The 21,178-nt window shown below is 40.8% G+C and carries 17 protein-coding genes; 3 read left to right on the forward strand and 14 right to left on the reverse strand.

Annotated features, from left to right (window positions below; translation table 11 throughout):
* Nucleotides 1–52: 52 nt before the first annotated feature.
* The 4 genes from HWV01_RS16650 to HWV01_RS16665 all read right to left on the reverse strand — a co-directional run bounded on the left by HWV01_RS16650 (nt 53) and on the right by HWV01_RS16665 (nt 4,052).
* Entirely contained in the window at nt 53–955 is a 903-nt protein-coding gene (locus HWV01_RS16650) for a LysR family transcriptional regulator (RefSeq protein WP_211672607.1), read from the reverse strand.
* Nucleotides 956–1,115: 160 nt separating this feature from the next.
* Nucleotides 1,116–1,829, reverse strand: coding sequence for a lactate utilization protein C (locus HWV01_RS16655; RefSeq protein WP_211672608.1), 714 nt, complete (start codon nt 1,827–1,829; stop codon nt 1,116–1,118).
* Nucleotides 1,830–1,831: 2 nt separating this feature from the next.
* On the reverse strand, nt 1,832–3,298 hold the full coding sequence (locus tag HWV01_RS16660; RefSeq protein ID WP_211672609.1) for a LutB/LldF family L-lactate oxidation iron-sulfur protein: 1,467 nt from the start codon (nt 3,296–3,298) through the stop codon (nt 1,832–1,834).
* A gap of 1 nt (nt 3,299) precedes the next feature.
* Nucleotides 3,300–4,052, reverse strand: a complete 753-nt coding sequence (locus tag HWV01_RS16665; protein ID WP_256440735.1) for a (Fe-S)-binding protein — start codon at nt 4,050–4,052, stop codon at nt 3,300–3,302.
* 810 nt (nt 4,053–4,862) lie between these two features.
* Between HWV01_RS16665 and HWV01_RS16670 the strand changes: the two genes are divergently transcribed.
* Nucleotides 4,863–6,455, forward strand: a complete 1,593-nt coding sequence (locus HWV01_RS16670) for an L-lactate permease (RefSeq protein ID WP_211672610.1) — start codon at nt 4,863–4,865, stop codon at nt 6,453–6,455.
* A 613-nt stretch (nt 6,456–7,068) separates the two neighbouring features.
* Here the strand turns inward: HWV01_RS16670 and HWV01_RS16675 are convergent.
* From HWV01_RS16675 to HWV01_RS16695, 5 genes are all read right to left on the reverse strand, one after another.
* Complete coding sequence (locus HWV01_RS16675; protein ID WP_211672611.1) at nt 7,069–8,076, reverse strand: hypothetical protein; 1,008 nt, start codon at nt 8,074–8,076, stop codon at nt 7,069–7,071.
* 824 nt (nt 8,077–8,900) lie between these two features.
* Nucleotides 8,901–9,593 (reverse strand): hypothetical protein, encoded by a 693-nt coding sequence (locus HWV01_RS16680; protein WP_211672612.1) that lies wholly within the window; start codon nt 9,591–9,593, stop codon nt 8,901–8,903.
* A 200-nt stretch (nt 9,594–9,793) separates the two neighbouring features.
* Nucleotides 9,794–10,765: a porin gene (locus HWV01_RS16685; protein WP_211672613.1), complete on the reverse strand. Its 972-nt coding sequence runs from the start codon at nt 10,763–10,765 to the stop codon at nt 9,794–9,796.
* A 639-nt stretch (nt 10,766–11,404) separates the two neighbouring features.
* Nucleotides 11,405–12,334: an NAD(+) diphosphatase gene (gene nudC / locus HWV01_RS16690; protein WP_211672614.1), complete on the reverse strand. Its 930-nt coding sequence runs from the start codon at nt 12,332–12,334 to the stop codon at nt 11,405–11,407.
* A gap of 66 nt (nt 12,335–12,400) precedes the next feature.
* Nucleotides 12,401–13,306, reverse strand: coding sequence for a LysR family transcriptional regulator (locus HWV01_RS16695; protein ID WP_211672615.1), 906 nt, complete (start codon nt 13,304–13,306; stop codon nt 12,401–12,403).
* A gap of 187 nt (nt 13,307–13,493) precedes the next feature.
* Between HWV01_RS16695 and HWV01_RS16700 the strand changes: the two genes are divergently transcribed.
* Complete coding sequence (locus tag HWV01_RS16700; RefSeq protein WP_211672616.1) at nt 13,494–16,331, forward strand: FAD-binding and (Fe-S)-binding domain-containing protein; 2,838 nt, start codon at nt 13,494–13,496, stop codon at nt 16,329–16,331.
* 48 nt (nt 16,332–16,379) lie between these two features.
* Here the strand turns inward: HWV01_RS16700 and HWV01_RS16705 are convergent, their stop codons facing one another.
* The 4 genes from HWV01_RS16705 to HWV01_RS16720 all read right to left on the reverse strand — a co-directional run bounded on the left by HWV01_RS16705 (nt 16,380) and on the right by HWV01_RS16720 (nt 18,880).
* Entirely contained in the window at nt 16,380–16,799 is a 420-nt protein-coding gene (locus tag HWV01_RS16705) for a GNAT family N-acetyltransferase (protein WP_211672617.1), read from the reverse strand.
* A 39-nt stretch (nt 16,800–16,838) separates the two neighbouring features.
* Nucleotides 16,839–17,471: a type B chloramphenicol O-acetyltransferase gene (gene catB / locus HWV01_RS16710; protein ID WP_211672618.1), complete on the reverse strand. Its 633-nt coding sequence runs from the start codon at nt 17,469–17,471 to the stop codon at nt 16,839–16,841.
* Between the two features lie 65 nt (nt 17,472–17,536).
* Complete coding sequence (locus HWV01_RS16715) at nt 17,537–18,076, reverse strand: GNAT family N-acetyltransferase (protein WP_211672619.1); 540 nt, start codon at nt 18,074–18,076, stop codon at nt 17,537–17,539.
* 198 nt (nt 18,077–18,274) lie between these two features.
* Complete coding sequence (locus HWV01_RS16720; protein WP_249185351.1) at nt 18,275–18,880, reverse strand: helix-turn-helix domain-containing protein; 606 nt, start codon at nt 18,878–18,880, stop codon at nt 18,275–18,277.
* A 132-nt stretch (nt 18,881–19,012) separates the two neighbouring features.
* Between HWV01_RS16720 and HWV01_RS16725 the strand changes: the two genes are divergently transcribed.
* Entirely contained in the window at nt 19,013–20,194 is a 1,182-nt protein-coding gene (locus HWV01_RS16725) for a benzoate/H(+) symporter BenE family transporter (protein ID WP_211672620.1), read from the forward strand.
* Between the two features lie 20 nt (nt 20,195–20,214).
* Here HWV01_RS16725 and aqpZ read toward each other — a convergent pair whose 3' ends face one another.
* Entirely contained in the window at nt 20,215–20,916 is a 702-nt protein-coding gene (aqpZ, locus tag HWV01_RS16730; protein WP_211672621.1) for an aquaporin Z, read from the reverse strand.
* Nucleotides 20,917–21,178 lie beyond the last annotated feature (262 nt).

The raw sequence follows: 21,178 nt of genomic DNA on the forward strand, positions 1-21,178 counted from the left end.
ATCGATCTATAATGTAGATCGCCATGATGAATTATGGATCGATACCAACACTTTAAAAGTTTTCTTTCATTTCCAGATAACAAGTACGAATATGCTCAATGAGCAGCTGTACTTTTTTCGCCGGTTTACGGGTATAAGGATACACTGCATAAATACCAATTACCTTCGCTGTTTGCTGTGACAAAACTTCCACCAACTTGCCACTATCAAGTTCGTTATAGACCAAACATTTTGGTAGATAAGCCAAGCCCTTCCCTGCAAGTGCCGCTTGCTTAAGTGCAACGGCATTGTTAGAACTAAAATTACCCGAAACTTTAACTTTATACGTGGCGTCATCACGAGTAAATAACCAATTAAATGCACCGCTAGTTTGGCAAGTATAGCCTAAGCAATTGTATGGTGCCAACTGCTCGGGGAACTGGGGCTCGCCTTGTTGCGCTAAGTATTCAGGGCTGGCACAGATCATCCAACGCGAATTAAAGATATGACGCGCGATCAGGCTTGAGTCTTCTAAATGGCCAGTACGGATCACCAAATCATAGCCATCTGCGACTAGATCGACAAAGTCATTGTTCATCGACATATCTACCGTGAGTCCTGGATGTTTTTCACAAAATTCAGCCACGGCTCTCGCTAATAATAATTCGCCCGAGATAGTGGGCACTGACATTTTGATATGACCCGCTAAGGTTTCGCTATAACTCGTCACGGTATCAAAAGCATTCTTCGCGGTTTGGGCTATACCTTTAGCGCGGTAAAATAACATTTCGCCAGCTTCGGTTAATGTCAGTTTACGCGTGGTACGGAAGATTAGCTGTACGCCAAGGTCTTCCTCTAATCGACTGATACGTTTACTCACCACAGACTTAGTAACCTTGTTCACTTCGGCAACTTTGCTAAACGAACCTTGTTCTATTACTTGGGTAAATAACACTAAATCATCAATTTGCGGCATGCCATTCTCAGCTAATTTTTTTGGGGGGTAACCTGTAATTATACACTTAAATCGTAGCATTAGACGATAGTCAATAAATGTAACGAGGTTCAATAGATGTAACGATAGTCGATAAATATAACGAGGTTGAATAGACCCAACCTCATTGGCTTCACTTAGACTACATATCTGCAATCACGACATACGCAGCATGAATAGGACCATGCACACCAATAACTTTAATCAACTCAATATCGGCTGTCGAACTTGGGCCCGAGATAAAGTTAACACAAGACGGTAAACGTTCACCCGCTTGAGCTTTATCATGCAACTGTTTCGCTGCTTGCGTTATACGCGGCACAATTTGGCTTTGTGGTATCAAAAACACCGATGTTTCTGGTAACAAACTAACCGAACGACCATGGGACGCAGCACTGTGTAATACCATAGTTCCCGACTCTGCCAAAGCCTGTTCAGCGAATACGATACCCACTTTCGCCTGCTCCGCTTGCTTGATATTAATGTCATGCGCTTGGTCTGTATCCCAAGTATAAACATCATCAAATTGCAGCTTAAGATTATTCGTCACTTGTAATTCGCTTAAGCGACGATCACCGGATACCACAATTTTACCTGCACTAAAACCAGTACAGATGCTAGTGAGCGTTTCATGTAATTCATCTTTGTTACAGCTCACCCCTAACGAACCTAAGTTGTTCTTGGTGTATTCTAAAAATACATCTGCAAGTTGTTGCTGGCTAAAACCCGCCATCACATCATGATGAGGACGATGTGGTAATGGTGGACGTTCTACACCTTGAGTATTCAGTTCACGACCCAGTTTTTTAGCCAGTGAGCCTAGAAAAGTATCGCGGTTATGTATCTTACCTTGCATGATTATTTCTCACTCTTATTAGCTTTAACTTTTGCTTTAACTATACCTGTAACAGCAGCGGTATCACGGTTAGCAAACCAGCTACGGAATGACTCACCATCGGGTTGTGGTAAATCACGGGCTTCCGTCCAGTCAGCTATCGCGCCAACATTAATCGGTAACTTACCGTCCTTGATCACTTTAGGGGCAACTTTGCCACCAATCTTCATGCTCATATTCCACAACTTTGGACTTGAGTTCAGGTAGTTAAATGCAGATACCGTTAATCGTTCTGCCAATGGTGTGATCTTCTTAATCACCATTTTTTCACGGTGTTTTAAGATTAAATCAGACAACGGGATCTTAACCGGACACACATCATTACAACCTTGGCATAACGAACACGCATACGGTAAGTCTTGGAAATCCTCATAGCCGCCCAGTAATGGTGATAGTACCGCACCGATTGGACCCGAATAGATAGAACCGTAAGACTGACCACCAATATGACGATAAGCAGGGCATGTATTAACACACGCTGCGCAACGGATACAACGTAAGATGTCTTTAAACTCTGACGCTAAAATATCTGAACGCCCATTATCTAAGATCACTAAATGGAACTCTTCAGCACCATCCATATCATTCGATTCTCTTGGGCCAGTAATCGCCGTCACATAACCGGTTAATGGCAGACCAACCGCACTACGACATAACAAGCTCACCATAATATCGAGTTCTTCAAATGTCGGGACAATACGCTCCATGCCCATTACCGCAATGTGCGTTTTTGGTAATGACGTCGCTAATCGTGCGTTACCTTCATTGGTCACTAAACTGATTGAACCCGATTCCGCAACCGCAAAGTTACAACCGGTAATACCGATATCGGCTTCGATAAAGTCATGACGGATATGTTCACGTACAAAACGTGTCATTTCTTCAGGATCAGAACTGCCTTTATAGCCAATCTTGTCTTCGAATACATCACGGATCTGTTCGCGGTTTTTATGTAACGCAGGCACAACAATATGTGACGGTGGATCGCAATCATCCACTTGTAAAATGTATTCACCTAAATCTGTTTCAATCACTTCACAATTATTACGTTGAATGACTTCGTTCAAGCCAATCTCTTCTGTCACCATCGATTTAGATTTAACAACTTTCTTCGCGTCTTTTTCTTTGATGATATTTTCAATGTAGTCTGTAGCTTCTTGCGCTGTTTCGGCAAAAAATACGTGTCCACCGATCTTCTGTACGTTTTCACTTAACTGATGTAAGTAATAATCAAGGTTGTCTAACACATGATTACGGATCGCCATGCCGTTTTCGCGCCACTCATCCCAGTTACCTAGTTTGTCTGCCGCTAATTGGCGATTGGTAAACATACGTTCTTGGGCATTAGCCACCGATTTACGCATAAAGCCATCTTGCATTTGTTCTTTAATACGCTGTTTAAAGATCACATCACTGGTTTTCATCGACATGTTAGTTAACCTCCACGGTAAGGCTATCAACAATGTTGCTCATTAGCACATCAACAATATGTAGCACTTTGACTGTTTTACCTTCACGCGATAAACGTCCGGCGATGTTCATTAAGCAACTGACGTCAGCACCAATTAAATAATCAGGTGTTACAGCAGTTATGTTTGTCGCTTTCTCTTTCACCATTTCACCAGAAATCTCTGACATTTTGATTGAGAAGGTACCGCCAAAACCACAACAGGTTTCTTGGTTTTTAATAGCAACAAGCTCTAGCCCTTCGACATTACCCAGTAATTTAAGCGGTTCCTCACGCACACCTAACTTACGAATAAGACTGCAAGACGGATGATAAACACCACGACCAGGTAGTTTCGCGCCAACATTTTCGACTTTAAGTTCATTCACAATGAACTGCGTCAGTTCGAACAAACGATCTGATACAGCTTGTGCACGCGCCGCCCATTCAGGCTCATCCGCTAAATACTCAGGGTATTTCTTTACCGCTGCCGCACATGAACCTGCAGGTGTTACGATTGGATACTCGTTACCTTCAAAGGCACGAATTAATGATTTCATCGCTGGCTTGCTTGATTCGATATACCCGCTATTTAATGACGGTTGACCGCAGCAGCCTTGATCTTTAGGAAACAATACTTCGCAGCCTAACTGTTCCAGTAATAGCACTGTTTTTTTAGCAACGTTTGACTTAACGACATCACATAGACAGGTTACAAAAAAATTAACTTTCATCATCTCACCTTGCTCACCGAGCTTATTTTTTGGAGCATGATATAAGCAAGCACAGCAAAAAACGAACGTGATTAATGCCAGTAAATATCTTAATATCGGTATTTGCGTGATCTTAATTTTTTGCAAGAATAAATAAATTAATTTAAAACAATAAGTTATATTTTAATGTAGGAATTATGATAGGTATTATTAGATCATATATGGAAACAATGAAGTTCGACATTAACGGTAATAAGCCATTTTTCAATTTAGTGTAATTAGTCAGCAGCAACGGACTGCCACGCGAGAGGCAATAAGGATTCTTACGTGTAATAAAATAACGTAACTATGGGAGCAAAGCTATAAACCCTACTTTTTGTAGTTAATTTTCATCATAAAAAATTATCACATCACAAGAAACACGTAAACCGGTTACTTTATCGATAGTGACATGCCTTTTTATTACCGTGAATTATGACAATCACTGTTTCTAATACCACTACAATCATTTATCGCGACTCAGCCTATTAATCATAAGCCGTTGATTTTAAGACGCTTGATACTTTACTTTATTTTACACACTGTTATTTATATCACATTTGTTACCCATAGTCCTAATTACATACCTAAAAAGAGGGGTGGAGTTTGAAGCTTAAGCTCTTACAATCCATTCCCCACACGATACGGGTATTTAGGAAAGCACAGGCATTTACTTACTTGTACTTTATCAACAATACATTCAAATAATATAATAAATAGACTCATGCATAACTATCATAATAAGTAAGATAGATAGATAGACGTATAGCCTGAGCACAGATGGAGTGGGTAGCAATGACATCCCTAATTTTGGCAATGATGCCAATTATAGTCCTAATATGGATGATGACCAAAAATAATGGTGTACCCTCGTACATTGCACTGCCGTTAACGGCGTTCTTTGTGGCAGCACTGCAAATCTTTTATTTCCAAACAGACCTGACATTAATCTGGGCAAATGTAATCGCAGGTAGCTTGTCAGCCATAACCCCAATATCAATTATTGCCGGGGCAATTTTGATGAACCGCATGATGTGTCTATCGGGGGCTGAGAATACGATCAGTCGCTGGTTAGAAGGCATTAGCCGTAATAAAATTGCTCAGTTAATGATTATTGGTTGGGCGTTTGCCTTTATGATTGAAGGTGCATCAGGCTTTGGTACACCAGCTGCCATTGCAGCGCCTATCTTAGTTGGTTTGGGGTTTCCGCCCTTACAAGTAGCAATGCTAGCACTAGTAATGAACTCGGTACCAGTATCATTTGGGGCGGTTGGCACACCGACCTGGTTTGGCTTTTCAAACCTGGGTTTAAGTGATTCAGCATTACTTGAGATCGGTCAACAAACTGCAATGATCCACTTCTTCGCGGCATTTGTTATTCCGGTATTGGCATTACGCTTTGTCATGTCATGGACTGAGATCCGTCGTAACTACGTATTCATTCTACTCAGTACCCTGTCATGTACTATCCCGTATTTCTTGTTCGCACAATGGAATTATGAATTCCCTGCATTAGTGGGTGGCGCAATTGGTCTGACTATCTCTGTTGGTTTAGCTAAGTTAAACATCGGGCTTGGTAAAATAGCCGCGAATGAGAGTGACAACAAGGTAACATTAGCGACAGTAAGCCGTGGCGAGATATTCAAAGCCATGACACCAACACTGCTATTAATTATTATCTTAATTGTGACGCGTATTAAGCAGCTTGGTATTAAATCAATGCTGACGGATGCAACTGAAGCATTATCAGTATCGTTAGGTAACTTTGGTGACTTTAGTATCAGCCAAGCACTAATCTTCAAGCTAAGTAACATTTTAGGAACTAACGTGGCTTGGGCTTACAAAGCACTTTATGTGCCAGCACTTATTCCTTTCTTATTAGTGGTATTGATTTCTATCCCACTGTTTAAGCTTAAAGGCAGCATGGTTAAGCAAGTATTTAGCGAAACAGGTAGCCGTATCAAAATGCCATTCATTACCTTGATTGGTGCGTTGATAATGGTGAAACTGATGATGGCTGGCGGTGAGAGCTCTCCTATCCTAATCATTGGTATGGCGTTCTCTGATTTGATGGGCACTAACTGGCAGTTTGCTTCTGCTTACCTTGGCGCACTGGGTGCATTCTTCTCGGGTTCAGCAACAGTATCTAATCTAACATTTGGTGGTATTCAGCAAACAATCGCAACCACAGTTGGCTTACCTGAAACAACTATACTGGCACTGCAATCTGTTGGTGGCGCTATGGGTAACATGGTCTGTATTAACAACATCATTGCAGTATCGACTATTTTAGGTATTTCGAACAAAGAAGGTTACATCATTAAACGTACGGTGATTCCAATGATAATCTACGGACTGATTGCAGCAGTAATGAGCACATTTTTATAAGTGTTACATGCAGGGGAATAACCCTGCGTGATTAATGTTTAAATAAAAAAACCAACAGTGAAAGCTGTTGGTTTTTTTGTTTGTTCAAGACATGTAGTTACCACCAAACATCCTAAGGAGATATTGTATCTAGCACAAAGCTCACATCTCAAAAAATCATGAACCTATCCTGTCACATTTCTATCAAAGAAAGCGTACTATCCCATTAAAATCGACATTGTTAGCTAGGTTTAGTTAAAACTAAACTATTGAGGCTCCACGATGAATACCGATACAATATTAGAAATTAGCCATATCGCGACGCAAATTATCACTCTCTTATTTATTACATATCATTTCTACACGATAGTAGCGATTCAGGAATGGAAATATGACACAGCGATAGGCAAGTATTCGGACTTAACATTAAGGCTAACGACTTGCTCAGTGCTAATCCTATTTCTTTTTCAGTTAATAGCTAAAATGGTTATTCTGACATAGGTCAGAATAACCACAGTTCATATAGAAAATGGGGGGCACGTTACATTTACGCTAAAATAAACGTTGAATCATAAGGTTATACTTTGTAACCTGATTTTGTTCGTGAGGGTTGCATTCTATTGCTTAAGCGTGACTAAGGCGTAGTTAATGTATATTTAACCATCTCTGCAACACTCATTAAGTGTATTTTATTTGCAGGTGCAGCATTAATCGTAAAAAAGTAAAACTCAGGGCCTTTCTTAGCACCTAGCATTTCTCTAAAGTAAGTAAGCTGCGCACCGTGCGCTTTATCATCTTTACTTAATTGACCAGCGTCTTTACCATCGGCAGTACAGCACCAAGAATGTACGCCAACTTTACCGCCGTTTTGATAAACACGTTCTACACCTGCGGCAAATAAATCAACGCCACCAGAATTTACATTACCATCTTTTGGAATTAAAGTGGTTAACCCAGCCTTTCTAATTAACCGTCCAGTGTGCATATTAATAGCATCATTTATTGAACCACTAATATCACTCAGTATTAATGTATCAACACTCGTCGTATTAATCATATCTTGTATTTGAATATACGTAGACGTGCCTAAAGTCCCCGATAGTGTCGCCTTGGTTCCGTTAATAACTAGCTTGCTATTACCTGCCGTTCTTAATGATTCGTTAACGTATAAATTAACTGGATATATATTTCCAGTTAATTTATCGTGAACCGGACCACTATAAGTACTAATGGCGGGGTTTCCAACCAACGTCATATTAACGCCAACTAAAGAACGCGTAGGGTTAAAGTTAGCTAAATCCGACGTATCACCTTCCAGTAACGTAAGTGAAGGTAATGGTCTATTATTGTCAAAATCATATCCCATATAAGCCAGACCTTTATCATATAGCAATATTATACTGTCTGTGCTTTTATTATCTTCAATATACTTTATCTTTGATTCACCGCCATCGAACTCCAATTTAAGACCTAAGAGGTACACTTTAAACTTTGCAATATAATCAGCAACGTCACCTGGCTGTATATAATGAACCTCTGGTGGATTCGTTGTTTTTACTATCTTGTCTGAACCGTCAGATGAACTGTTGCAACCTTGTAATCCTAATATCATTATTAGCATTAATAACATTATTTTTTTCATGGTTAGTTTCCAATTTAATAATGGATTTTATTTAAATTATTGCGAAGAATAAAATAAATTCAGCATTTCTTTATTCCTTCATTATCTAGGAGAACAAGCTGGATTACTGTAAGGTTTTGTAAAGAGCGAACACACAATGCTGCAGTGGTAATGAGTTCGTTTTATAACACCAACCAATAAAAAAGCCCCTAATTAATTGTCTAACTAGGGGCTATTTCATACTACTGCTTAAACGTGACGAAGGCGTAGTTAATGTATATTTCACCATATCCGCAACACTCATAAAGTGTATTTTATTTGCAGGTGCAGCATTAATCGTATAGAAGTAAAACTCAGAGCCTTTCTCAGTGCCCCCTTGATAAATACGTTGTGAGCCAGCGGAAAATAAATTATAAACAACCTTTAAAGCCTGTTATTTGCTATTAAATTTAAACAATCAACTTGTTATGGTGGCTGGAATATTTATTAGCCAACTGATACGGAATTTTTTCCAGTGGTTCGCGGGGGGATTACAGTAATACCGATATTAAACGATCAAAAAATCCCACTTACTGCAAATAAGCGGGATTTTACATAAAGGATTTATTATTTTCTTCTCCGGTAAAGACTAAGAAACCGACAGAAGCTGTTAACGTGAATAATTAATTACACGCTTAAATTTGCTTTATGGCGCTATTATCTAGAGGTATGAGGGAAATTACTGTAAGGCTTTGTAAGCAAACAGTCAGATATCCGAGAATAAGCCAACTAAGATAAGTTAAGTTCAAGATAAATAGCCGAACGATTTCGACCACCTCTTAAGCTGTGAATATTTTAAATTAGCCTTAGTTATCTACAGGAGCCAAATACCCTCGGCCTTCTTTAGCTACATTGCTCGTTCCCATGGTGAGGTCATTTAGCGAGCTGCCATAATTATCTCGGCAGTGAGTACAAGGGCTCATTTTGTTCACGAAGCGACCCTTGCGAGTATACTTTCTCACATAGGCATGTGAAATTTGGACATTACCTCGATGTAACCCGATAGCATCCTCCAGCTTATGTCTCAAATCACTTATCGCGGCATCTTCTGCACACATATGGTCACTTGCACGACCCCAGCCGATAACTTCTTCACTGGCATCGCAGTTTAAATATCTAGCAGCAGCCCAAGGGCCAGCATGATCACCCGTTGGTGTACCATCAGGAAAATTAGACGGTTTATTTGCCAACTGATACGGGATTGATTCAAGTAGATCTATTGGGGCGTTATCACTGATTTTTTCATGCGTAGAAAGGCCCCCTTTAGTTACAAAATAATTATGATTGTGAATGACTTTTAAATCGGGACAAGAGTGTAAATTTTCGGTTTTATTGATGTGGACGATCTCAGCAGTAGTTCCATCGCAGGCGGCTATGTTGTCACCCACATTAAGATCTCGCGCTTTTATCCACTGCTTAGTCACAAGCGATAAAACGTAATCCTCTACGACAAACATCGACGTTTTAATTTCACCAATAGCATATTCAATCTCGAGCATATCTTGAGTACTACTTCCAAATATCAGCTTTATAGGGTTCGGTTGTGGAGGGATGTTACAGTAATACCGATATTAAACGATCAAAAAAATCCCACTTACTGCAAATAAGCGGGATTTTACATAAAGGATTTATTATTCTCTTCTCCGGTAAAGACTAAGAAACCGACAGAAGCTGTTAATTCGAATGATTAATCACATGCTTAAAAAGAGTAACGAGCACCCAGTACAAATTCATCTGCACTGTTATTATTACCATGTCCAGCTGAAGTATCCGTATTTAGTGCAACTTTATAACTCGCATATGCTGCTACGTCACCAATATAGCGGGCATATTCAAATGCAACGAAGTTAATATCTAACTCGTTTGTATCATCGACACTGTAGTAGTTATATGAAACATTCACATTGTTTTCACCAAATGCATAAGCGGCATATGCATCAACAGCATTGAAGTCAGAACCACCATAGCTACCACCTTGTACTAAGCCAGCAAGTAAAAATCCATCTTTAGTATAGCGAGCACCGAGCATGTATACATCTGATGATTCTGTCTCATCAATACCTACTATCTTAGATGAACTTTTCTCAAAACCTTCTGTGGCCGCATAACCAGCACTCACTTCAATATTTGGAAGTAATTGATAAGCAACCATCACACCACCGCCATTTTCCGTAGCTTTGAGGTTAGCTGATGCATTAAATTTAAAATCACCTTTGGTCACGCTATAAAGAATAGTATCTTCTGCTCTGTCGCCACTGGCTGTAATGTTCTCGTTTGTATAACCACTAAAGAATTCAGCCATATCAGTGAAATTAGTCAGATAGGTAACAGCATTATCTTGAGTACCGTATGTTACTGTACCGTAAGCTGTTTCAGCACCAACGTATAAATAACGAGTCTTAGTTTGGTTTGTCGTATCAGCGGTATCGTTATCTTGTGTTAATTCAAATTCAAATTTACCAACCGCCGTTACATCATCATTGATTTGATGTTTACCTTGACCGTTTAAACGAACACGAGATGCATCTGAAAAATCGCTGTCTGCAAGCACGCCCCTAGCTTCAACACGTCCTCCAAAAGAAAAATCGTCGGTATTTACGCTCTCTGCAAGAGTTGGCATAGATACAATAGCTGCTAATGTGAGAGATAATGCTTTATTTATTTTTGTCATGAACAATTCCAATTTTGTTTAGTCAATAGTTAAATAACTTTTTTAAATCGCTGATTAAAAGCAAGTTTACGCCGTCGCTATCTATGAGCGTCATTAATACCCTCAGCTATAGCACGCGTATTTAGCCTTGCTTGCGATAGTATATGGATTAACCCAATGCTCCGTAACTCGTAAAAATACCAGATAATCGTCCATCCCTAGTATCTGGGATGACTCAGAGAAAAGCGGCGACCTTAGGCGACACAGAATTGATTGAGGGTGAAATCAAAATAAAGCGTTTTGATAAAATCAGTAACAATGGTTGCAATGCCATTATATCGTGTAGGGAAATACATTATTTTAGCGAGAGTAAGAATCCCACTTACTGCAAATAAGTGGGATTTTACATAAAGGATTTATTATTTTCTTCTACGGTAAAGACTATGAAACCAATAGAAGCATCGACAATTAGTACGCAGCTGGAGCGATACAAATTCCGCTAGCACGTTTAATAAATGTGCTTCTTTTAATTTGCCAGTCTCAATTATGACTTTAAGTCATATTTTACCACAAGTTTCTTTACATTCTTTAACCAGTTCAAATGCTTATTACACGAATAGACGGCATAGGCTATGTGCTATTAACCCACAACAACAAAAATCAATCCCCTAAACTAACCCAGTGATCAATTAAATAACGCGAAATAGAATCAATTCTTGGTACTTTAAAACCGGGAGTATCATCGCCCCAATCACCAAAAGATTGTAATTCAGTACGGGAAAACCAGCGGGCGTCATCTATTTCATGCTTATCAACCTGAATATCATCACTGCTGGCGTCAGCAATAAAACCGAGCATAATAGATGATGGAAATGGCCAAGGTTGTGAGGCTAAGTACTGCACATTGGTAACGCGAATACCCGACTCTTCTTGTACTTCTCTGGCAACAGCAGTTTCTAATGTTTCACCGGGATCAACAAAACCCGCCAAGGTCGAGTAAACGCCTTCTGGCCATTCGACTTGGCGACCTAACAGGCAACGTTCAATACCATCAGGAAACTGCTTTCGCACAATCATGATCACCGCAGGATCGGTACGTGGAAATGTTTGATGCTGACAATCTGGATTGGTACATAATCGTGCATGCCCTGCAGATACCGATTTATTAGCACTGCCACAGCGCCCACAAAAACAATGCGAACGATGCCAAAAACCTAAACCACGCGCCAGTGCCAATAATGAAGCCGATTGGTTATCCAGTATCACCGCAACTTTACGCAAGTCGCCAAACTCACCTTCTACCAATAAAGGAGCGAATAACGCGTCATCAGTATGGGTTAAATCCAACGCAAAATAAGGTGTATTATCATTACTTTCATCAACCCCTAAAAACACAGCTGCCTCTAAATCAAGGTGCTGGACAGCCTCAAGCATTAAAAATGACGGCGCGTTATCCGCTTGCTTAAAATAGTTTTGATCAGAATGGGTCAATACCCAACGGCTATTGTTATTCTTTTGAATCGCTAGCCATTCGGGGCTTTTGCGTTGATTAGATGCACGATCAAGTAACATCTCACTGTATTTAAGCATCGTTATCATCCTTGCTGTTTTCTTATTTTTTTGTTTGCATATATTCTGTTGATCGTTCGTCAACGCTTAACTAAAGTTATCTGCTTGGCGTTGATAAAACTGGTAAATATGCTCAATAAATAGCTTCACTTTTAACGGTTGAAGTTTGGTATACGGGTAAATGGCATAAATACCTAACGACTTAGCCACCTGTTTTGGCAATACTTCAACCAAGGCTCCGGCTTGTAAATCATCGGCCACCAGCACTTTAGGCACGTATATCAAGCCTAAATTGAATAACGCGGCTTTGCGTAAGGCGGCAGAGTTATTGGTACTGAAGTTACCTGATATTTTCACGCTGTAGTCTACTTCACGGCCTTTAAACAACCACTCATTCGCGCCACTTTCCTGATGGCTGTAGGCTAAACAATTATACTTGTCTAAATCTTGCGGGCGCTTCGGTATGCCGTTTTTAGCTAAATAGGCTGGTGATGCGCAGATCACCCATTGTGCTTGTACTAGACGGCGGGCAATGTAGCTCGAATCTTGTAATGCGCCAGTACGAATTGCCAAGTCAAAGTTATTATCAATTAAATCAACAAAGCTATTATCTAAGTCCATATGCACATGAATATCGGGATAACTTGCACTAAAATCAGCAATTGCTTCGGCTAAAATAATTTCACCAGACACTGTAGGTACGGTTAACCGAATAGAACCAGATAAGCTATCCCCTAACCCATTCATCGCATCGACCGCACCTTGCACCGATTGGTAAATGGTTCTGGCATGTTCAAAAAATACTTTACCGGCTTCCGTTAGCGTTAATTTACGCGTGGTACGAAAGATCAGCTGCACACCCATTTCTTTTTCTAAACGGGTAATGTGTTTACTCACCACAGACTTAGTTAAACCAACAATATCAGCCGCTTTACTAAAAGAACCTTGTTCGATTAGGTGATAAAAAATTAAAAAATCGTCGGTACTTCGCATTATTGGTCCACTTTATGAAACAGTCATGTGTAATCGGGCTAGTATATCAAACAGTGTTAGTTCGGTACTATATCTAAGATCACATAAGTGATTTGTCTAAACCGCATCATTACAAAATTAAACAAACATAATGTGGCAAATTAACAATAAAATAAAAATAACATAGCCGCGTTATTAGGAGCCTGCAATGTCTGACCCTTACCACATACTGATTAGCAAATTACGCCAGTCCATTGATGAAAAGCGTATTATCACCGACCCGACGCTCACCCTAGCTTACGGTACGGATGCCAGTTTTTATCGTTTAATCCCAAAATTGATCTTACAACTCGCTAATTTAGACGAAGTGGTATTGGTAATTAAGACTTGCTATGACATGGCGATCCCAGTGACCTTCCGCGCAGCAGGCACTAGCTTATCAGGACAAGCCTTGTCAGATTCAGTACTGATCATGCTTACCTCTGATTGGCGCGAACATAAAGTATTAAACAACGGCGAACAGATCTGGTTACAACCAGGCATTATCGGAGCCGAAGCGAATAAGATCTTAGCCCCTTACCAACGTAAGATCGGTCCAGATCCAGCCTCTATCAACACCTGTAAAATTGGTGGTATTGCTGCAAACAATTCATCAGGTATGTGTTGTGGTACTGCGCAAAACAGTTACCAAACCTTAGCCGGTATGACAGTTGTACTAGCCGACGGTACGGTACTGAATACCTTAGACAATTACAGTGTTGCACAGTTTAAAATGAGTCATAGCGAGATGCTTGATGATCTGACTAAACTAGCGCAAGCATGTAAAGACAATACCGCATTGGCAGACAAGATCAGCCACAAATATCGCCTTAAAAACACCACTGGTTATAGCCTTAACTCATTAACCGATTACAGCGATCCAATTGATATATTACAGCATTTGTTTATTGGCTCGGAAGGCACATTAGGCTTCATTGCCGACGTTACTTATAATACGGTAATCGATCATAGCTTTAAAGCCACAGGTCTGTATTTGTTTGCCGATATTGAACAAACCTGTTTAGCCGTAAGCGCACTTGCTAACACCAGCATTGCAGCTGTAGAGTTAATGGATAACCGCGCCTTAAATTCAGTTGCAGACAAACCTGGTATGCCAGACTTTATTACCCAACTTGCCGCTGAACATAATACCGAAGCCGCAGCATTATTGGTTGAAATCCACGCTGAAAACGAAACATCGTTAAATCAACAAATCGCTGAAATCAGCACTTTGATTAATCAATTCAATCCTACTGAAGCGGTTGAGTTTAGTACCGATACCAAGATCTATAATCAATTATGGGCAATCCGTAAAGAGCTATTCCCCGCAGTGGGCGCGGTACGTGAAGTGGGTACAACCGTAATCATCGAAGATGTTGCCTTCCCTATTGAACAATTGGCCGCAGCGGTACGTGACTTAGAGATCCTATTTAAAAAATACCATTATGATGAAGCAATCATCTTTGGTCATGCGTTAGCAGGTAATTTACACTTTGTATTTACCCAAGCATTCGAAACAGAAAAAGAGATTAATCGTTACAGTGGTTTCATGGACGATGTGGCCCAGTTAGTCGCAGTCGAATATCAAGGTTCATTAAAAGCCGAACATGGTACCGGCCGTAACATGGCTCCGTATGTCGAGCTTGAATGGGGCAGCGAAGGTTATGCCTTGATGCAAGAGATCAAACGCATCTTTGATAAAACAGGGATTTTAAACCCTGGCGTGATCTTAAATGATAATAAAAATAGCCACATCACCGATTTAAAAATCATGCCAGCAGCAGATGATATTATTGATAAGTGTATTGAATGTGGTTTCTGTGAACCGGTTTGCCCGTCACGAGAATTATCGTTAACGCCCCGACAACGTAATACCGTATACCGTGAGATCAGCCGCTTACAGCGTAGCCAAGACGACCCATCACGTCTGGCCGAATTAGAGAAATCATTTAAATATTTAGGTATTGATACCTGCGCCGCAACAGGTTTATGTGCAGAGCGCTGCCCTGTGGATATTAATACTGGTGACCTGATCCGTAAGTTACGCCAACAACACTCCCCAATCGCCAATGTTATCGCGCGTTGGAGTAGCGATCACTTTGCAGGGTTAACCACTGCCACACAAGCTGGACTTAGTGTGGCTAACGGTATTCATACTGTTTTAGGGTCCAAGGCAATGCGTACTGTGACCAAAACCACCCGTAAACTCAGTGGCGGCGCAGTACCATTATGGACGCCGAGCATGCCGAAAGCAGCAGGTAAAGTGAAGTTATTAGCAAGTGATGGTCTGGCGCATAAAAAAGTCGTCTACTTCCCAAGTTGTGCAGCACGTAATATGGGCACTGCGAAGAATGCCATGGATAACCGCCCACTTGCTGAAGTGACGCAAGCTGTATTACAAAAAGCTGGTATCGAAGTAGTTATGCCAAGCAAGTTATCAGAAAAATGCTGTGGTATGCCGTATAAGAGTAAAGGTTTTGTGGATACTGCCTTGAGCAAATCAGCGCAGTTAGAAGCCGCATTATGGGAAGCATCAGAGCAAGGTAAATTACCGATATTAATGGATACTAGCCCGTGTGCGAGTACCAGTATTGAGCTGATGACCAAAGACATCTCGATTTATGAACCATTCCGCTTTGTGGCTGAGTTCGTGATGCAGCATGTTGATATTATCCCGCAACCAGAGCCTGTGATGTTGCATATTACCTGTACCTCACGTAAGCAAGGTTTAGCGGGTGTAATGGAAAAAGTCAGTCGTGCTTGTGCACAACAAGTGATTATTCCAGAAGATATTCAATGTTGTGGTTTTGCTGGTGATAAAGGCTTTACTACGCCAGAGCTTAACGCATCGGCCTTGTCACCATTAGCACGTCAAGTACCGAGTAATTGCAGTGAAGGTTATTCGAATAGCCGTACTTGTGAGATTGGTTTATCAGAGCACAGTGGTATTGAATATCGCTCGATATTGTATCTGGTAGATAAAGTAAGTGAAAAACGTGTTAGTTAGAAGCTCGCTTTAAACGAGTAATAATGAATAAGCAGGTCAATGGCCTGCTTATTTATTTCGTAACACTAAATAATCTCCCACAGTCCCAGTACCCTTACCTATCTCAACAAACCCTTTAGCAAGATAAAACTGCTTGGCGTTTTCATTCTTGACCATGCATTTCAACGTCTGCGGTCGACCATTCAGCTCTGTCAGCATAGTGAGTAATTTAGAACCAACGCCCATACCCTGCGCATCATCGGCAACAAACAAGTGATGGATGAAATTGTCCGGTTCATCAACGCTAATAAACCCCAGAACCTTATCACCAGTAACGGCTAAATAAATAGCTTCATCGGTAGTATCCGTATCAAAGTCCGTTAACTGATAGCCACTGCATTCCAGCCAAGTAAAAGTAGATGTCCTTGATGCCATATAAAGCGCACGTAAAGCCGGTAAATATTGCGGTGAGTAAGCTGCTATTTCCATATCTCCGTTATCTCCGTTATCTCCATATAATAAGTATCCCTAACTACGAACTTGGTTTTGCCAATAACGGTGTAATCCGTCGATATCTTCTGAACACATAAACGGCATTGCACCTTTCAGCAGTTCTTCCGTCCACGTCCACCATTGGATCTCGAGTAATATCGCAATTTGCTGCTCGGTAAAACGATAACGAATGTGTTTAGCTGGGTTTGCTCCGACGATAGAATAAGGTTTAACGTCCTTCGTCACCACAGCGCGGCTGGCAATAATAGCACCGTCACCCACTCTAACACCACTCATGATCATCGCTTCGGTGCCAATCCAAACGTCATTACCAATCACAGTATCACCTGCACGTTGAAAGCCGTCTTTTGCATCTGCAAAGTTTTCATTACCTTGATAGAAGAACGGAAAAGTGCTGACCCACTGATGTCGATGGCCTTGATTACCCGCCATCATAAACACTGCACCCGAACCAATAGAACAGTAACTGCCGATAATTAGCTTATCAACGTCAGTGCGATCAGGTAATAAATAACGCGCGCAATCATCAAAGCTATGATTATGATAATAGCCAGAATAATAACTGTGTTCACCAACAATAATATTTGGGTTTGTCACCTGTTCTTTTAGCGATTTACCCACAAACGGGCTTTCAAAATAATTGTTCAACCTAGGTTCCTTTACTTTCTCTTTGTCTCTGTCTCTGTCTTTAATCATGTATTAATCTGATGATTTTAACGTAGATCTGTACGGTGAATACCGTAAATCGCATGATCGACTATCTCGCCATTAACGTTTTCAGCGTTACTAATAATGCCTTCTAACGCCATATTCAAACGTTCGCATACCCGACGACTTGCGATATTGTCGACAGCGGCACATATCTCGACTTTGTCCATGCTTAACTCAGAGAATGCGTATTCAATTAAAAAACTCACCGCTTTCGTCACTATGCCCATGCCTTGGTATTTCTCACTTAACCAATAGCCAACCACAACTTTTTTAAGATCTTGATCAATATGGTTAAAACTGATACTACCCACCACGGTATGCTGATAAACCAACGCACAACTCATCGACTTACCTTCTGCATATCCTTGCAAGGATTTACGGACAAACTCAAGAAAGAAGGCTTCATTATTAGCATTAGTCGCCCACGGTAGCCATTTTGATAAATACGCACGTTCCGCCGTAACAATATCTAAATAACGACGAGCGAATGACGGCTGCACAATCGCTAATTGTAAGTCTGGATCAACATTTAATGTGAACATTTTTCTCTCGCCCTAAATAATTAATATATCCCCATACTAGGATTTATTAATACCTCAAACAAGGTAAATACGACAATATTGCATAAAAAAGAGAGCGGCCTTGATCTAGGCGGAAGAAAAGAAGATATTTTCTAGACAAGATAGCAGGCAAATGTCGAAGGCAGACACTCGGCTATGGTTCGCGCCATCTCAGCTTAATTAGGCTTGGGTATAACTAATAATATTGTGGATTGTCACAGGCTTTCCCGTCATATTACGGTAACCGTGCTGCTGGTCAGCATTAAACTTAACACTCTCCCCTTGCTTCAAAATATGCCATTCCTGTTCAATGCCAGCGGGAGTCAGCGTTAAAAAATATTCCATTGCCCCATCAACGGCAATAATATGCTCGACCACACCCGTATTATGCGGTGCCGAAATATGCGATCGCTGTGGATCTAACGTGATCTGGAATACTTCAATCTTAGTCAGTGCGTCATAAGGAAATAGTGTCACGATGTGAATATCTTGCTCACTATTGTCCAATTTATTTATCGGTTTATTGGCTGGCTGTGTTTGTGCAAAATCAGTCAAAAAGTAAGAAAGTGGTAACTCAAAACCATTGGCAATATTCCATAATCGCACCACGGTTGGGCTTGATTCACCGCGCTCAATTTGGCCTAGCATGGCTTTTGATACGCCAGTGTATTGACTGGTTTTGTCTAAACTCCAGCCTTTTTTACTACGCGCAGTTTTAAGACGCGAGCCTAAAGATGCATGAATATTGATAATAATGTCCTTTGTGATAACTCTGTTTGTAATCACTTTCGTTGTAAAAGTTTTTATAAAAATGAAACTTGTGCGTTATAACATACAGTGTTACTTTATCGAGATGTATCGTGCGTTATTACGCACAAAGACTTTATCACGAAATCGATAATTGGAGAAGCGGTGACAATGACCAGCACAATTTTAAATAGAATAAACATGGGGTTTATTGCTTCTTTAATCGGCTTTACCAGCTCTATCGCTTTAATATACCAAGCGGCTTCAAATCTAGGAGCAGACTTGGTAATGATATCAAGTTGGGTCTTTGCGTTGGGGCTTGGTATGGGGCTCTCCTCTATTGGCCTATCACTCTATTACCGCACCCCTCTGTTAATCGCATGGTCGACACCCGGTGCAGCACTATTAATCACCAGTACCCAAGGCTTTAGCATTAACGAAGCTGTCGCAGCCTTCATTTTCTCAGCCTGCTTAATCGCACTGTCAGGTATATCCGGGTTATTTGAGAAGTTAATGAATCGCGTGCCCTTACAAATCGCCAGTGCCATGCTGGCTGGGATCTTACTGTCGTTTGGCATCGATGTATTTAATGTTATGAACGAGTCCCCACTGCTTGTCGGGCTGATGCTTATTACCTACTTAGTCTGTAAATCATTTATACCGCGATTTGCCATGCTCGCGATTTTAATAGTGGGGATGACATCCGCGTCGATACAAGGACTCTTTGTCGTACCAGATTTAGAATGGAGTTTCGGACAACTTATTTATATTGAACCTGAATGGAGTTTAGCCGCGTTAATCAATATCGGTTTACCCTTATTTCTGGTCACGATGGCGACTCAAAACATGCCCGGTATCGCTATTTTAAAAGCCCATGGTTATCACGCGCCGGTATCTAAATTAATGACGGTAACAGGCATGACAAATATGCTTATTGCACCATTTGGAGGCTTCGGTATTAATTTAGCGGCGATCACAGCGGCAATCTGTATGTCAGAAGAAGTCGACAACGATCCTAAAAAACGTTATTGGGCTGCGGTGAGTGCGGGAGCGTTCTATTTGTTAATGGGAGTTTGTGCATTTAGCCTCATGACCTTATTTCAAGCCATGCCGTCAGCATTAATATATGCATTAGCCGGGATTGCCCTCTTCTCTACGATTGGCAGTAGCTTACAACAGGCTTTTATTGAATCGCCTTATAAAGAAGCAGCACTAATGACCTTTTTAGTCACCGCATCTGATTTTACCTTGTGGCATATTGGCTCGGCATTATGGGGCATTACGGCGGGGTTAATAACCATCGTGATTTCAAGGCGAGTAACAGCGAAAACATCAGTGCCCGTTAAAGCATAGATCATAGACCAAATAGATATCTAAGCTGTATCTTCGCTTTCAAACCAGCGATACACAATACCCGCTAAGATAGCGCCAACAATCGGTGCGACCCAAAATAACCATAGCTGCGACACAGCCCAATCACCTTGAAAAATAGCCACACCAGTACTACGAGCAGGATTAACCGAGGTATTGGTGACAGGAATAGTTATTAAGTGGATCAAGGTTAAACTAAGACCAATTGCAATCGGTGCAAATCCTTGTGGCGCACGTTTATCCGTTGCCCCCAGGATGATGATTAAGAACATAAACGTCATGACGATTTCTGTCACTAATGCCGCGACTAACGTATAACCACCTGGAGAATGTTCACCATAGCCGTTTGATGCAAAACCAGCAGAAGCATCAAAACCTGCTTGACCACTTGCGATCAGATATAAGATTGCAGCTCCGGCAATACCCCCTAATACTTGCGCAAAAATATAAGGCCCAAGCTCTGCAGCAGAGAAACGACCGCCAGACCAAAGCCCGATTGAAACAGCAGGGTTTAGATGACAACCCGAGATATGCCCAATCGCAAACGCCATGGTTAATACGGTCAAACCAAATGCCAGTGACACTCCTAATAATCCGATACCGACATCTGGAAATGCAGCGGCTAACACAGCACTACCACAACCGCCTAGAACTAACCAAAATGTACCAATAAACTCAGCAGCCAGCTTTTTTGTTAACGTCATGATTAAATCCATATAATAGTGTCAAAACATTAATTGAGGATAGTCTAAAATGCCAGTTTTGCGCCCATGTTAATTGCCAATAAATGTCGCGTAATCTCGCACATCAGAAAATAACGAAAAAATTGATAGTAAACTAGCACCAAATTGTTGGTTATACTTCATAATGCACCCTGTAATATCGTGATTGACTGTTAAAAATATAGCATTGCCACTGTTTTATCCTCATCTACAGGATCACTTTTTCAATAAAAAACTATATACT

The organism is Moritella sp. 5 (assembly GCF_018219455.1).
GTDB lineage: Bacteria > Pseudomonadota > Gammaproteobacteria > Enterobacterales > Moritellaceae > Moritella.

Coding starts and splice junctions, on each gene's coding strand:
- HWV01_RS16650 (WP_211672607.1), bottom strand. CDS start 955: ATGCCGCAAATTGATGATTTAGTGTTATTTACCCAAGTAATAGAACAA.
- HWV01_RS16655 (WP_211672608.1), bottom strand. CDS start 1,829: ATGCAAGGTAAGATACATAACCGCGATACTTTTCTAGGCTCACTGGCT.
- HWV01_RS16660 (WP_211672609.1), bottom strand. CDS start 3,298: ATGTCGATGAAAACCAGTGATGTGATCTTTAAACAGCGTATTAAAGAA.
- HWV01_RS16665 (WP_256440735.1), bottom strand. CDS start 4,052: ATGATGAAAGTTAATTTTTTTGTAACCTGTCTATGTGATGTCGTTAAG.
- HWV01_RS16670 (WP_211672610.1), top strand. CDS start 4,863: ATGACATCCCTAATTTTGGCAATGATGCCAATTATAGTCCTAATATGG.
- HWV01_RS16675 (WP_211672611.1), bottom strand. CDS start 8,076: ATGAAAAAAATAATGTTATTAATGCTAATAATGATATTAGGATTACAA.
- HWV01_RS16680 (WP_211672612.1), bottom strand. CDS start 9,593: ATGCTCGAGATTGAATATGCTATTGGTGAAATTAAAACGTCGATGTTT.
- HWV01_RS16685 (WP_211672613.1), bottom strand. CDS start 10,765: ATGACAAAAATAAATAAAGCATTATCTCTCACATTAGCAGCTATTGTA.
- nudC (WP_211672614.1), bottom strand. CDS start 12,334: ATGCTTAAATACAGTGAGATGTTACTTGATCGTGCATCTAATCAACGC.
- HWV01_RS16695 (WP_211672615.1), bottom strand. CDS start 13,306: ATGCGAAGTACCGACGATTTTTTAATTTTTTATCACCTAATCGAACAA.
- HWV01_RS16700 (WP_211672616.1), top strand. CDS start 13,494: ATGTCTGACCCTTACCACATACTGATTAGCAAATTACGCCAGTCCATT.
- HWV01_RS16705 (WP_211672617.1), bottom strand. CDS start 16,799: ATGGAAATAGCAGCTTACTCACCGCAATATTTACCGGCTTTACGTGCG.
- HWV01_RS16715 (WP_211672619.1), bottom strand. CDS start 18,076: ATGTTCACATTAAATGTTGATCCAGACTTACAATTAGCGATTGTGCAG.
- HWV01_RS16725 (WP_211672620.1), top strand. CDS start 19,013: ATGACCAGCACAATTTTAAATAGAATAAACATGGGGTTTATTGCTTCT.
- aqpZ (WP_211672621.1), bottom strand. CDS start 20,916: ATGACGTTAACAAAAAAGCTGGCTGCTGAGTTTATTGGTACATTTTGG.